At 69.3% G+C, this 12,104-nt stretch carries 12 protein-coding genes; all 12 read right to left on the bottom strand.

All coding sequences use genetic code 11. The annotated features are described in order from the left end of the window. Positions 1-339: 339 nt before the first annotated feature. The 12 genes from ACIBGM_RS10870 to ACIBGM_RS10815 all read right to left on the bottom strand — a co-directional run bounded on the left by ACIBGM_RS10870 (position 340) and on the right by ACIBGM_RS10815 (position 11,989). Positions 340-1,536, bottom strand: coding sequence for a Gfo/Idh/MocA family protein (locus tag ACIBGM_RS10870; protein WP_396385230.1), 1,197 nt, complete (start codon positions 1,534-1,536; stop codon positions 340-342). Between the two features lie 133 nt (positions 1,537-1,669). Next, complete coding sequence (locus tag ACIBGM_RS10865) at positions 1,670-2,350, bottom strand: glycerophosphodiester phosphodiesterase (RefSeq protein WP_396385229.1); 681 nt, start codon at positions 2,348-2,350, stop codon at positions 1,670-1,672. Then, positions 2,347-3,666 (bottom strand): ABC transporter substrate-binding protein, encoded by a 1,320-nt coding sequence (locus tag ACIBGM_RS10860; RefSeq protein WP_396385227.1) that lies wholly within the window; start codon positions 3,664-3,666, stop codon positions 2,347-2,349. Before ACIBGM_RS10860 ends, ACIBGM_RS10865 begins: the two co-directional genes overlap by 4 nt. A gap of 2 nt (positions 3,667-3,668) precedes the next feature. After that, the gene (locus ACIBGM_RS10855) at positions 3,669-4,481 is read right to left on the bottom strand and encodes a carbohydrate ABC transporter permease (RefSeq protein ID WP_360515084.1); all 813 of its coding nucleotides are present in this window, start codon (positions 4,479-4,481) and stop codon (positions 3,669-3,671) included. Continuing rightward, positions 4,478-5,431: a carbohydrate ABC transporter permease gene (locus ACIBGM_RS10850; RefSeq protein ID WP_396385226.1), complete on the bottom strand. Its 954-nt coding sequence runs from the start codon at positions 5,429-5,431 to the stop codon at positions 4,478-4,480. The genes ACIBGM_RS10855 and ACIBGM_RS10850 overlap by 4 nt, the downstream gene beginning before the upstream one ends. Further along, a complete protein-coding gene (locus ACIBGM_RS10845; RefSeq protein ID WP_396385224.1) occupies positions 5,428-6,234 on the bottom strand; it encodes an inositol monophosphatase family protein in 807 nt (268 codons plus the stop codon). Before ACIBGM_RS10845 ends, ACIBGM_RS10850 begins: the two co-directional genes overlap by 4 nt. A 99-nt stretch (positions 6,235-6,333) precedes the next feature. Further along, positions 6,334-7,353: a 2-hydroxyacid dehydrogenase gene (locus tag ACIBGM_RS10840; protein ID WP_396385223.1), complete on the bottom strand. Its 1,020-nt coding sequence runs from the start codon at positions 7,351-7,353 to the stop codon at positions 6,334-6,336. Then, positions 7,353-8,813 carry an FGGY family carbohydrate kinase gene (locus ACIBGM_RS10835; protein WP_396385221.1) on the bottom strand — a complete coding sequence of 487 codons (1,461 nt, stop codon included), beginning with the start codon at positions 8,811-8,813 and terminating at the stop codon, positions 7,353-7,355. The genes ACIBGM_RS10840 and ACIBGM_RS10835 overlap by 1 nt, the downstream gene beginning before the upstream one ends. A gap of 12 nt (positions 8,814-8,825) precedes the next feature. Further along, the gene (locus tag ACIBGM_RS10830) at positions 8,826-9,626 is read right to left on the bottom strand and encodes a DeoR/GlpR family DNA-binding transcription regulator (protein WP_396385220.1); all 801 of its coding nucleotides are present in this window, start codon (positions 9,624-9,626) and stop codon (positions 8,826-8,828) included. Then, positions 9,623-10,240 (bottom strand): histidine phosphatase family protein, encoded by a 618-nt coding sequence (locus tag ACIBGM_RS10825; RefSeq protein WP_396385219.1) that lies wholly within the window; start codon positions 10,238-10,240, stop codon positions 9,623-9,625. Before ACIBGM_RS10825 ends, ACIBGM_RS10830 begins: the two co-directional genes overlap by 4 nt. Beyond that, positions 10,237-11,574: an FGGY-family carbohydrate kinase gene (locus ACIBGM_RS10820; protein WP_396385218.1), complete on the bottom strand. Its 1,338-nt coding sequence runs from the start codon at positions 11,572-11,574 to the stop codon at positions 10,237-10,239. The genes ACIBGM_RS10825 and ACIBGM_RS10820 overlap by 4 nt, the downstream gene beginning before the upstream one ends. 181 nt (positions 11,575-11,755) lie before the next feature. Then, complete coding sequence (locus ACIBGM_RS10815) at positions 11,756-11,989, bottom strand: hypothetical protein (protein WP_396385216.1); 234 nt, start codon at positions 11,987-11,989, stop codon at positions 11,756-11,758. Between the last annotated feature and the right edge of the window lie 115 nt (positions 11,990-12,104).

Here is a 12,104-nt window from a genome sequence, read left to right as displayed (position 1 = left end):
ACTTCATGCGCTATCCCCAACTCTGGCCACGCCTTCATGCGCTGGCGGCCAGCTCTGCCCACGTCGGCTTCACCACACCCGCAGCACGGCGCCCCACCCCAACCACGGGCCGGCTCACCCACCGCAGCACGCACTCACCCGCGGGCGGCAGCCCGCAAGCGCCCGGCGGCAGCCGGGCAAGGAACGCACGGCGGAAGCCGGGGCGGGTGGGAGCGCGCGTAGCGGGCGCGACGCAGGAGCGACTGCGGGAGCACGCGTGGGCTGACACCACACTTCCCACCCATCACGGGCCGGCTCACCCACTGCAGCACGCACTCACCCGCGGAAGCACGCGTGGGTTTAGGCCAGGGCGTCGCCGTGGTCGGGGATTTGTAGTTGGGTGCCGCCTTGGAGGGCGGACTGGTGGGCGTAGATGCCGGGGAGGGTGTAGCGGGCGGCTACCCAGGCGTTGATGGGTGGGAGGGTCTTGTCGGCGACTGCGCGGACGAAGTCGTCGGCGAGGAAGTGGTGGGAGCCCTCGTGGCCGTTGTGGAGGCCGTCGAACTCGGCGGGGAGGCGGCTGCGGTCGTGGACCGGGGAGAGGCCGGAGCGGAAGGCGTCGCGCAGGGCCGGGTCGACGTTGGCCAGGTCGGCGTCGTCGAGGGAGCTGCTGGGCTTGGTCTCCATCAGCTGGCTGATGTCCTCCACGCCTTCCTTGTTCTGCCACAGGGTCGTGGTGGCGAGCTGCTCGAAGCTGCCCTCGGTGCCGAACACGCGCAGCCGGGACTCACGGATGTGCGACGGGTAGCCGACGCGGCGCATCTCGTTGGTGCGCATCACGCCGCCGTCGGCGAGCTTGAACAGCGCGGTGGCGTTGCTGAAGTCGTTGTCGAACTCGCTGACGTCCTTGTCGAAGACGCCGTCGCCGCGGTCGTCCCGGACGCCGATGCAGGAGACGTGGGTGGCGTGCTGGCCGGTCACCGAGAGCACGTTGCCGACCGCGTGGGTCGGGTACAGCATGGGCGGGAACGAGGCGGTCTTCTTCCAGTCGTCGCCGCCGCTGTACTGGTACGCCGCGTAGAACCCGAGGTCCATGTCGTGGACGTAGTCGCCCTCGGCGTAGAACACCCGGCCGAAGGCGCCGTCGGCCAGCTTCTGCCGGCAGTACACCGAGGACGGGTAGTAGTAGCTGGTCTCGCCCATCATGTAGGTCAGGCCGGTCTCCTTGACCAGCTCGATGATCCGGGCGATCTGGTCCGCCTCGATCGCCATCGGGACGGTCGAGTACACGTGCTTGCCGGCCTCCAGCGCGCGGATCGCCATCTCACCGTGCAGCCAGCGCTGGGTGAAGATCGCCACCGCGTCCACGTCGGACGCCAGCATCTCCTCGAACGACTGGTAGGTGAGGGTGATCCCCTGTTTGGCCGCCATTTCGGCAGTCCGTTCGGGTACGACGTCGGTCAGCCGCACGTCGGACACATCCGGGTGCGCGGACCACAGCCGCAGGAACGAGGGGGCGAACTGGCCGGCTCCGACCACACCGATGCTGATGCTCATGCGCCTAGGCAATCACACATTTTTCTGCCGCGAAAGAACAAATTCAGACGTTGGAACGTGTCGGGACGCCCCACCACCGCCACCTTGAGAAGCCACCGATCGTCTCCGAGCGGGATTCTTGGTTGGTGGATTCTCAAGGACGGGACCGCGCGAGGAGGTGGGGGTTGTCGGTGGTGATGCCGTCTACGCCTAGGGCGATGGCTTGGGCGAGCACCTCTGGGTCGGGGACCGGCCAGGCGGTGACGTCGAGGCCGGCGGCGTGGAGTTTCTCGACGCCGTCCGCGGTCAGGCCGGCGATGCCACACAGCGCCGTACCCGCCTGAGCGGCCTGGGTCAGCGAGAGCACGTCGGCGACATCCGGCGTACGGCCGAAGATCAGCCCGGTCGACGCCGACGGCATCGCCTGCCGGACCGCGAGCAGGATGTCGGCGTGCGACGACGTGACCATCGTCCGGGCGGCCAGCGCCGGGTCGGCCTGCAGGGACTCGACCAGCAGCGGTACGGCGCGAGCCGCCTTCACCTCGGCCTGGAACCGGACACCGATCGCGGCGATCGTCTCGGCCCAGGTCGGGACCACCTCGCCGAGCCCGGCGTCCAGCGACCGGAGCTCGTCGAACGACAGCGACGCGACCTCCCCCGAGCCGGACGTGGTCCGGTCGACGGTCGCGTCGTGCAGGACGACGAGCTCGTCGTCGGCGGTGACCCGGAGGTCGAGCTCGATCTCGTCGCAGCCATCGGCGACGGCGCGGCGGAACGAACGCAGTGTGTTCTCCGGTTCGGTCCCGAGCGCACCGCGGTGGCCGGTGATGATCACAGAACCTTCTCCTCGTACTGTCGGCGGACTTCCTCGCCGATCGCGTCCAGCCGCCGGGCGACCGACGCGAACACCTGCTTCGGCTGGGCGTTGTCGGCGTAGATCTGCTGCAGGCCGGTGTAGATGACGACGTTCGCGTTCCGGCCGTAGAGCCGGATCGCGTCCTGCTGCCGGGCGTTCTTCAGCTGCTCGATCGCGACACCGTAGTTCGGCTTCTCCGCGATCAGCTTCTTCAGGTCCGGGTTGTCCCGGGCCGCGTTCACCACCGGCAGGTAGCCGGTCTCCTTGGTCCACCAGGCCGAGTTCTCCGGCCGGGCCAGGAACTGCAGGAACGTGGCGGCCGCGGTCTTGCGCTCGCCTGAGATGTTCCGCAGCATCCCGATCCCGCCACCGCCGGTCGCCAGCCCGGAGGCGACCTCGGACGGGATGAAACCGGCGCCGACGTCGAACTTGGCCTTGCCGGTGATGGTCTTCATGCCGCCGGTCGACTCCTGGATGACGGCCACCAGCCCGTTGGCGAAGTCGGTGCTGGGGCTGCTCGCCATGTAGGCAAGCCCCTTGTCGTGCACCATCGAACGCTGCCACTCACCCGCGGCGACCGCGCCGTCCTGGTCGATGGTGACGTCGAGGCCCTTGGAGTAGGCGCCGCCGAACTGCCACACGTTGCCCTGGAACTGCCAGTCGCCGTCGATCTTCGCGAACGCGATCGTCCGCAGCGACCGGCCGCCGGACTGCACCTTGGCGAGCTCCGGCCCCCAGGACCGCAGTTCGCTCCAGGTCCGCGGCGCCCGGTCCGGCAGCCCGGCCTTCGCGAACGCCTCCCGGTTGTAGTACATGATCGGTGTGCTGCGGGCGAACGGGACACACCAGCTCTGCCCCTTGACGACGTACTCGCCGAACAGCTTCTCCTGGTAGACGGCCGGGCCGAAACCGTCGGTGAAGTAGCCGTTGAGCGGCTCGAGCGCGTCGTTCAGGAAGAACCGCTCCCAGGTCACGTCGGACAGTACGGCGAGGTCCGGCGCCTGCTTGGCGACGAGTGCGGCCGCGACCTTCTGGGCCACGTCGTCGTAGCTGCCCTGGAACTGCACCTCGACGTACACGTCCTGCTGGGAGTCGTTGAACTTGGCAACGAGTTTGTCGACTGCCTTGCCGTTCACACCGCCGTACGGCGACCAGAACACCACCCGGACCCGGTTCGCATACTGCTTCGGCACCACCCCCGCGGGCTGGGAGTACTCCGCGTCGACCGAGCGGTAGCCGCAGCCGGCCAGCGTGGCGCCGGCCGCCAGCCCGAGGAACACCCTGCGATTCAGCATGCTCATCCCTTCAGCGCTCCCTGGGTGATGCCGCCGACGATGTAGCGCTGGGCGATCAGGAAGATCAGCAGCATCGGCGCGAGGACGAGCAGCGTGCCGGCCATGATCGTTCCCCAGTTCGCCAGGCCCTCCTCGTCCTTGAGGATCAGCAGCCCGACCGGCAGCGTCCGCATCGAGGCGGTGTTGGTGACGATCAGCGGCCAGACGAAGTTGTTCCACTCCTCGACCGCGGTGATCACCACGACCGTGATCAGCATCGGCCGCGACATCGGCAGCACGACCCGCCACAGCGTCCGCAGGTGCCCGGCACCGTCGACCGCGGCCGCGTCGGTCACCTCGGTCGGCAGGGTGAGGAAGTGCTGCCGCATCAGGAAGGTCGCGAACGCCGAGCCGATGCCGGGGATGATCAGGCCGGCGTAGGTGTTGATCCAGCCGAGCGTCGCGACGGTCAGGTAGTTCGGCAGCAGGGTGACGTGACCAGGCACCATCATCGCGCCGAGCACCGCGAAGAACAGCACCTTCTTGAACGGGAAGCGCAGGTAGGCGAACGCATAGGCCGTCAGTACGGCGTTGGCCACCTTCAGCACGGTTCCGGCCACGGTGATGATCGTGGAGTTCAGGAAGAACCGGTCGAACGGCGCCGCCTTCCAGGCCAGGCTGAAGTTCTCCCAGGTCAGGTCCGGCCACCAGGCCGGCGGCCACTGGTAGATCTGGGTCGGCACCTTGAACGCCGTCGACAGCAGCCAGTACAGCGGTCCGAGGAACACGGCCGCCACCCCGACCAGTACGACGTACTGGATCGCACGAGCCTTCATCGGTAGTGCACCCGCCTCTCCATCACGCGGGCCTGCACCGTGGTCACCAGCAGCAGGATCACGAACATGATGATCGACAGCGTCGCCGCCCGGCCGGCGTTGAACGCCTGGAAGCCCTCGTTGTAGATCGACCAGCTGAGCGTGGTAGTGGCGTCACCAGGGCCACCACCGGTCATCACTGCGATCACGTCGAACGCCTGGAAGGTGCCGATCACCGTGGTGATCAGCAGGAAGAAGGTGATCGGGGCAAGCAACGGCAGCTTGATCGCGCGGAACCGGGTCCAGGTCGAGGCGCCGTCGATCGCGGCCGCCTCGTCGAGCTCCTTCGGCAGCCCCTGCAGGCCGGCCAGGTAGATCAGCGCGGCGAAGCCGACGTTCTTCCACAGGTAGACGATCACCAGGCCGGGCAGCGCCCAGTCGGAGTTGTTCATCCAGTCCGGCGGCTCGGCGCCGAACGGCTCGATCAACGCCCGCATCAGACCGTAGCCGGGGTCGAAGATGAACAGCCAGATGGTCGCGACCGCCGCGCCCGACAGGATGTGCGGAGCGAACGCGATCGTCCGGACCGCGCCGCGGCCCTTCAGCGGCAGGTTGAACAGGAACGCCAGCGCCAGTCCGATGACCAGGCTGCCGGCCACGATCAGGCCGGTGAACACCACGGTGATCCACAGGGTCTTGTGGAACGCCGGGTCGGTCAGCGTCTGGCCGTAGTTCGCCAGTCCGACGAAGGACGGGCGGGCCGCGATCATGTTCCAGTCGGTCAGGCTGAGGAACGCGTTGTAGATGATCGGCCAGTACGCGAAGACCGCGATCACCAGCAGGTTGGGCGCCACCAGCAGGGCGAACAGCCCGTACTCGCGGCGTCGCCTGCGGCGTTGCTGGTTGCCGCTGTCCGCGGCCAGCCGGCGTTCGTCCGGATGGGCCCGGACCGGCAGGTCTAGTGCGGTCACACCGACCTCCTCGGGGTTGATGGGGCGAGCAGTTCGACAAGAGCGGCCGCCAGGGCAGGCGCGGCCGCGAGAACGCCGTGGGGCAAGGCGGTTCCGGTGATGACCTGGGCACCCGCCTCGCGGGCGATCAGGGATCCGGCGGCGATGTCCCACGGCTGGATCAGGTGTTCGTAGTAGGCATCCGCCGTACCGTCGGCTACTGAGCACAGGTCGAGGGCGGCCGAGCCGCCACGACGCATATCCCGTACGACGGGCAGCAGCCGGCGCAGGTGGTCGGCCTGCTCAGCGCGCACCTCCGGTAGGTACGAGAATCCCGTGCTCACCAAGGCGGAATCGAGGACGACGTCACGCAGCGGGCCAAGAGCGACATCGTTGCGGACGGCACCTGCACCGCGAGCGGCCGACCAGGTGAGCCCGGTCCGCGGCTGGTGGACCACGCCGACCAGTGCACCCGCCTGATCCTCGACCGCGATGGAGACACACCAGTCGAGCCTGCCGTAGAGGTAGTTCACCGTCCCGTCCAGGGGGTCGATCACCCACGTCAGGCCGGTGGTCGACGGGCGGGACGCGCCTTCCTCACCGAGCAGGCCGTCACCCGGTCGCGCCGCGGTCAGGCCATCGGTGATGAGCTTCTCGGACGCCCGGTCCGCGGCACTGACCGGGTCGCTCGCCGAGGTCTTGGTCTCGACACCGGCCGCGTCAATCGATAGACCTGGTTGCCGCGCGACCAACTCCGCACCGGCCTCGAACGCCAGCCGAAGGGCCAGTTCACGAAGCTCGGTGTGGGGCGGAGTGTTAAGCACGCGGTGAAATTATCACCGTTTCATGGTGACGTATAGAGAATCTATGTGATTTTCTCACCTACTTCACAACGATCCGGACAACAACCTCAGTCGTCATCGTTACGCCGAGACCAACCCGACCGGGTCCCTCCCGGCCAGGTAGGCGGCGACGGCCTCGGCGGCCAGGGAGCCGGCCCGGTGGGCGGTTTGGCGGGTGGCACCGGCGAGGTGCGGGGTCATGACGACATTGGGTGCCGTCAGCAACCGGGCGCCGGCTGGGACCGGCTCGGACGGGAAGACGTCGAAGGCGGCCGCGCCCAGCTGACCGGACTCCAGCGCGTCGACGGTCGCGTCGTAGTCGAGCAAGCCGCCACGAGCCGTGTTCACCAGTACGGCGCCGCGTGGCATCAGCGCGATCTGGTCGGCGCCGATCATGCCGCGCGTCTGCTCGGTCAGCCGGGCATGCAGGCTGACCACGTCCGACCGGCGCAGCAGGTCGTCCAGCTCGACCAGCTCGATGCCCTCAGATGCCGTGTCGACAAAGGGATCGGCGACCAGGACGTGCGCACCGAAGGCGAGCATCACGCGGGCGACCCGCTGGCCGATCGCGCCGTACCCGACCAGTCCGACGGTGGATCCGTCGAGCTCGAGGCCGCACTCGTCGTACGCGTAGAGGTCGCTGCGCCACTCCCCCTGCTCCAGCGTGCGTTGCAGGCGGGGCAGGTTGCGCATGGCGCCCATCATCAACGCGACGGCATGCTCAGCGGCCGCGACCGCGTTGCGGCCGGGCGTGGAGGCGACGGCGATCCCGCGCTTGGCCGCCGCCGGCACGTTCACGTTGACCGGCCCACCCCGGCAGACCACGAGGAACTTCAGGTCGGCCGCGGACTCGAGGACGCGCTCGGTGAACGGGCCCATCTGGGTGACCGCGACCTCGACGCCGGCCAGCGCCTCGATCAGCTGGTCCTCGGCGTCACTCGCCTCGTCCACTTCGGCCACCCGCCCGTACGGCGTCAACGGCCAGGGCAGCGTGACCTCGCGGAAGTCGAAGGCGACGTCGTCGAGAGAGGACAGTGCCTTGGCGAGCATCTCGTTGCGCACGAAATGATCGCCGGCCAGCAATGCCTTGATGGTTCTCATCAAACTCCTGTGGTGAACGTTGGGGCGGGGTCGGACCAGCGTGGGCGGGCCGACTCGATGCGGCGCAGGTAGTGGGCGTAGCCCTCGGCGTAGAAGGCCGCGCGGGCGGGATCCGGGTCGACCTGGCGGGTCTCGGCGATCCACTCCGGTCCGGCGCTGTCCGGATCGGCCGCGCGCCGGGCACAGATCACGGCACCGCGAGCGGCGACCTGTTCTGCCTCGGCGGTGTGCAGGGGCGCGTTCAGGACATCCGCCAGGATCTGCGTCCACTCGCGGCTGCGAGCGCCGCCGCCGCAGACGGTGACGCGACCGGTCCAACCGGCCGCCTCCAGGCAATGGCGGGCGGCGTACGCGATGCCCTCGCAGGTCGCGCGGACCAGGTCGGCTGTGGTGGTGGACAGCGAGATCCCGTCGATCGTCCCGCGAGCGCGCGTGTCGACGAACGGCGCCCGCTCGCCGGCCTCGGACAGGTACGGAAGGACGGTCACGCCTTGTGCGCCGACTGGGCTCTCCGCGAGCAACGACGGCAGTTTGTCCGTCCCGACGCCGACCAACGCCAGCACCCGGTCGAGCGCGGCCGTGCCGACCATCGCGGGCATCGCGCGGAGCCAGACACCTGGTGTCCACGTCCCGAGGAACAATCCCGCCGGCTCCCCGTCCACCGGCAGCTCGCGCGTCACCACTTGGCAGGCGAGCGTCGTACCGACGGTCAGCAACGCGTCGCCGGGCTCTTGTACGCCGGTCCCGGCGGCTGCGGCTGGGAGGTCGTACGGTCCGGCGGAAACCCTGGTGCCGGCCGCCATTCCGGTCGAGTCGTCGCGGAGCTCGCCAACCGGGCCGGCGGATTCCACCGGCGCCAGCAGGTGCCGCAGCTCGGACAGACCGGTTGCTTTCAGCGCCTCGTCGTCGTACTCGTTGGTCCGCGGATCGAGGAACGGCGCGGACGCGTCCGACACGTCGGTCGCACGGACGCCGGTGAGCTGCTGCATCACGACGTCCTTGCAGTACGCCGCCGTCCCCGCGCGGGCGACCACCTCGGGCTCTTCCGCGAGTACGGCGGCCAGCAGCGGACCGGACGCGCCCGGGAACATCCGGTTGCCGGACCGGCGGAACACCCGCTCGGCGACACCGTCGTCGGTCCAGCGCTCCAGGATCGCGCTGCTGCGCGCGTCCAGCCACGAGATCGCCGGGCGGGCCGCCGTACCGTCGGAGTCGACCAACCAGAGGCCGTCACCCTGGGCGGTGATCGCCAGGACGCCGGGCCGGTTCCCCACCGTGCCGGCCAGCTCACCGACCACCTCGTTGACCGAGGCAATGATCTCGCCGGTCTCGTGCTCGAACCGGCCGATCCCGGGCCGGACCAGCCTGGTCGGCCGGGACGCCTCGGCCACCGGCCGCCCGTCGTCGTCGAACGCGACGGCCTTGGTGACAGTGGTGCCGACGTCAACCCCGACGTCCATAAGCTCCCCCTTCTAGAGTTTTGCGACCTCCACGGTCGCGCCGTGGTCGCGGAGCGGCTGGATCAGGTCCTGCGGGGTCTTCTCGTCCACGATCACGACGTCGAAGTCGGTGAGTGGCGCGAGCCGGTGCAGGGCGGTGCGCTGGAGCTTCGCGTGGTCGACCAGCAGCACCTTGGTCTTCGCGGACCGCAGCATCGCCCGCTTCACCAGGACGATCTCCTCCTCCTGGTGGAAGGCGTGCGTCGGCGACACCGCGGAGACCGAGCAGAACAGCAGGTCGGTGTGCAGCGCCTCGACCGCCTCCGCGCACGGCATCCCGCCGAACGAGTCGTGCGTCGCGGAGTAGATCCCGCCGAGCGCGAGCAGGGTGATGTCCCGCAGCGCGGTCAGCTTGGTGATCGCGGGCAGGAAGTTCGTTGCCACCGTCAACGGGGTGATGTCCTCGAACAGGTCGACCAGGGCCAGCGCGCTGGTCGAGTCGTCGAGCATCACCGACATGCCGGGCTCGATCATCGCGCGGGCGTGCCGGGCGATCGCGGTCTTCTCGGTCTGCGCGGTGTTCAGCCGGTACGCGACGTTGCTCTCGAACACGCTGGTCGGCTGCGCGCTGACGCCGCCGCGGTACTTGCGCACCACGCCCTGGCGCTCGAGCTCGTCCAGGTCGCGGTGCACGGTCATCACGCTCACCCCGAACGCCTCGACCAGGTCGTTGGCCGAGACCGAGCCGTGCTCGACGACGTAGGCCGCGATCTCGGCCTGCCGGCGGGCGGGACGACTCAGCTCGGTGGAGTCACCGTCGACGTCGGATGTCATGCCAGGGTCTCCATTCGTACTGCGGGAACGTTGTACGCCTCGAGACCCACTGTGCCGTCCTGCCACCGGAAACGCACCAACGCCGCGGGACCGAGCGCAGGTAGCAGTCTGCGGTAGTCGTTCAGCCGCAGTCCGAGCACCCGGCAGGTGAGCAGCCGGATCAGGGTGTTGTGCGCGACCACGAGCACCCTCTGGCCCTGGTGCCGCCGCCCGATCTCGTGGAAGACCTCGTGCACCCGATCGGCCGCCGCGGCCGGGTCCTCGCCACCGGGGAAGTGGTCGCGGACCGGGTCCAGCTGGAACGCCTTCGCCACCGCCGGCGGCAGCTCGCCGAGCATCTTCCCCTCGGCGGAGCCGAAGTCGACCTCCCGCAGCCGCGCGTCGAGCGTCGGCTCGAGGTTCAGCAGCTCGGCCGTCGGCGTGATGGTCTGCCGGGCGCGCAGCATCGGCGAGCACCACAGCACGTCCGGCGCGTAGTCGACCGCCCACTCCCTGAGCTGCTGCGCCTGCCGTACGCCGACCTCGTCGATCGGGAGGTCGGTCGACCCGGTGTAGCGGTTGCCGTGGTGCCACTCGGTCCGGCCGTGCCTGGCCAGGACGATCGTCGTTCTCATCCGCGGTACCCCCGTCGATCCAGCTCGGCGACGAACTCGCCGTACAGGTCCTCGAGGTGTCGTGGACCTGGTTCGAGGATGCGGTCCGTCCTGACCATCCGGCGCGCCGTCTCGGTGAGCGAGCCGCCGGACGACGCGGCGAGCACGGCCATGCCGTACGCCGGGTCCGGTGACGCCGGGAGCTCGACCGGTACGCCGAGGACGTCGGCGCGGAGCTGGTTCCAATACCCGCTGCGGACGGCGCCTCCGGTGAGCGACACCGATCGGAGTGGCTCCGCGCCGAGGCCGACCACGTGCTCGAAGGCGAGTCGCTCGATGAAGGCCACACCTTGTAGTACCGCGACGTACGTCGCCAAGTCACCGGACGGGTTGCCGAGGGTGAAACGCTCGGCCTGCGGAGCGACGAACGGGAACCGCTCACCCGTCTTGGTGAGCGGGTAGATGACGGCGTCGACCGGACTTGCCGCCTTGTCCAGCGCATTGAGGTCCGCGTGTGGAAGCAGTTCGGTGAGTACGCCGGCGCCCGTGCTGGATGCGCCGCCGGGGAGCCAGCCGCCGTCCGGATGCCGGTGGCTGTAGACGGCGCCGGTGGGGTCGTCGAGGAGGTCCTTGCTCACGCCTTTGAGGACGAGCGTCGTACCGAGCACCGAGTTCCACGCGCCGGGGCTCAGGGCGCCGGCGGCGATCTGGGCGGCGCAGCCATCGGTCATGCCGGCGTAGACGGGGACCCCGGACGGGGTCCGGCCTAGCTCGGTGCCGGGGAGGACGACGTCGGGGAAGAGGCTCGCCGGGAGGCCGAGCTTGTCGAAGGCGGCCTGCGGCCAGGTGTCGGCGACCAGGTCGTAACCGGTCTTGAGGGCGTGACTGGTGTCCGTGGCGACCGGGCGGCCGACGAGGTGGGCCGCGACGAAGTCGGCGCTGTGGACGATCCGGTGCTGAGCCGACGGGTTCAGCGAGAGGAGCTTCGGGAGCGCCCAGGTCGGTTGCATCGAAGTCGACCAGCGATTCGGGTCGGCGTCCACGATGCGGTCACGCAGGTCGGCTGCACGGGCGTCGTCGTACATCAGCGCCGGGGTGACCGGGCGGCCCTGCTCGTCGGTCAGCAAGAAGGTGCCGGAGGTCGAACAGATCGCAATGCCGTCGATCTCGGGACCGGCGACTTCGGCGAGGACCGCGTCGACCGCGTCCAGCCAGGTCTGCGGGTCCTGCTCGTGGCGCGGGCCGTCGCGGTGGCTGACCAGCGGCCGCGCGGCGCGGATGGCAACCGAACCGTCGGCATCGACGCGGACGGCGCGCACACTCTGCGTGCCGAGGTCAACGCCGATCCAGCTCACGCCCAGCCTCCCGATCCAGTGTTATCTGCGCTGATAACATAACATCAGAAGACGGTAAGAACACGCCAGCCCACGTCCGAACCCGGACAAGACTCGGCTCCCGCAGCTGTGAGGCTTGCGGGAGCCGGGCGGGCCCAGTCGGCTGCGCCTGTACCGACGGGACGGTCAGAGTGGTGGCTGATCAGGAGTGCATGAGCACCAGGGCGGGATCGACGGCGGCGAACTCGACCCGGCCGGCGTCGAGCGCGCCGTACGCGCCGATCGGTCCGCTTGCCGGGCGGCCGTTGCGGTTGACCCAGAAGCCCCAGCCCGCCGGGGCCTCCGGCCATTCGGGATCCGGCTCCCAGCCCGGCGGCGGACGCCAGGTGTCGCTGGGCGGCTCGGGCCAGTCAGGTGGCGAGTTGAATCGATGCACGGGCGGTCCTTCCCAGATTCCCCAGCGAATCTGCCCCAGCGATCTCTGCAGATCGTGAACTGTCTGACTGCTCAACGACCTGATGCCCGGAAAGGTCACGGCTAATTTTGTGTAA

The sequence above is a fragment of the Kribbella sp. NPDC050470 genome, assembly GCF_044458365.1.
GTDB lineage: Bacteria > Actinomycetota > Actinomycetes > Propionibacteriales > Kribbellaceae > Kribbella.
Note: the sequence above shows the minus strand (reverse complement) of the source record. Positions and strands in the feature narration are given on the sequence as shown.

What these genes read in the sequence shown, in the direction of transcription:
- ACIBGM_RS10870 (WP_396385230.1), bottom strand. Translation starts at nt 1,536, where the DNA reads ATGAGCATCAGCATCGGTGTGGTCGGAGCCGGCCAGTTCGCCCCCTCG.
- ACIBGM_RS10860 (WP_396385227.1), bottom strand. Translation starts at nt 3,666, where the DNA reads ATGCTGAATCGCAGGGTGTTCCTCGGGCTGGCGGCCGGCGCCACGCTG.
- ACIBGM_RS10855 (WP_360515084.1), bottom strand. Translation starts at nt 4,481, where the DNA reads ATGAAGGCTCGTGCGATCCAGTACGTCGTACTGGTCGGGGTGGCGGCC.
- ACIBGM_RS10840 (WP_396385223.1), bottom strand. Translation starts at nt 7,353, where the DNA reads ATGAGAACCATCAAGGCATTGCTGGCCGGCGATCATTTCGTGCGCAAC.
- ACIBGM_RS10835 (WP_396385221.1), bottom strand. Translation starts at nt 8,813, where the DNA reads ATGGACGTCGGGGTTGACGTCGGCACCACTGTCACCAAGGCCGTCGCG.
- ACIBGM_RS10830 (WP_396385220.1), bottom strand. Translation starts at nt 9,626, where the DNA reads ATGACATCCGACGTCGACGGTGACTCCACCGAGCTGAGTCGTCCCGCC.
- ACIBGM_RS10825 (WP_396385219.1), bottom strand. Translation starts at nt 10,240, where the DNA reads ATGAGAACGACGATCGTCCTGGCCAGGCACGGCCGGACCGAGTGGCAC.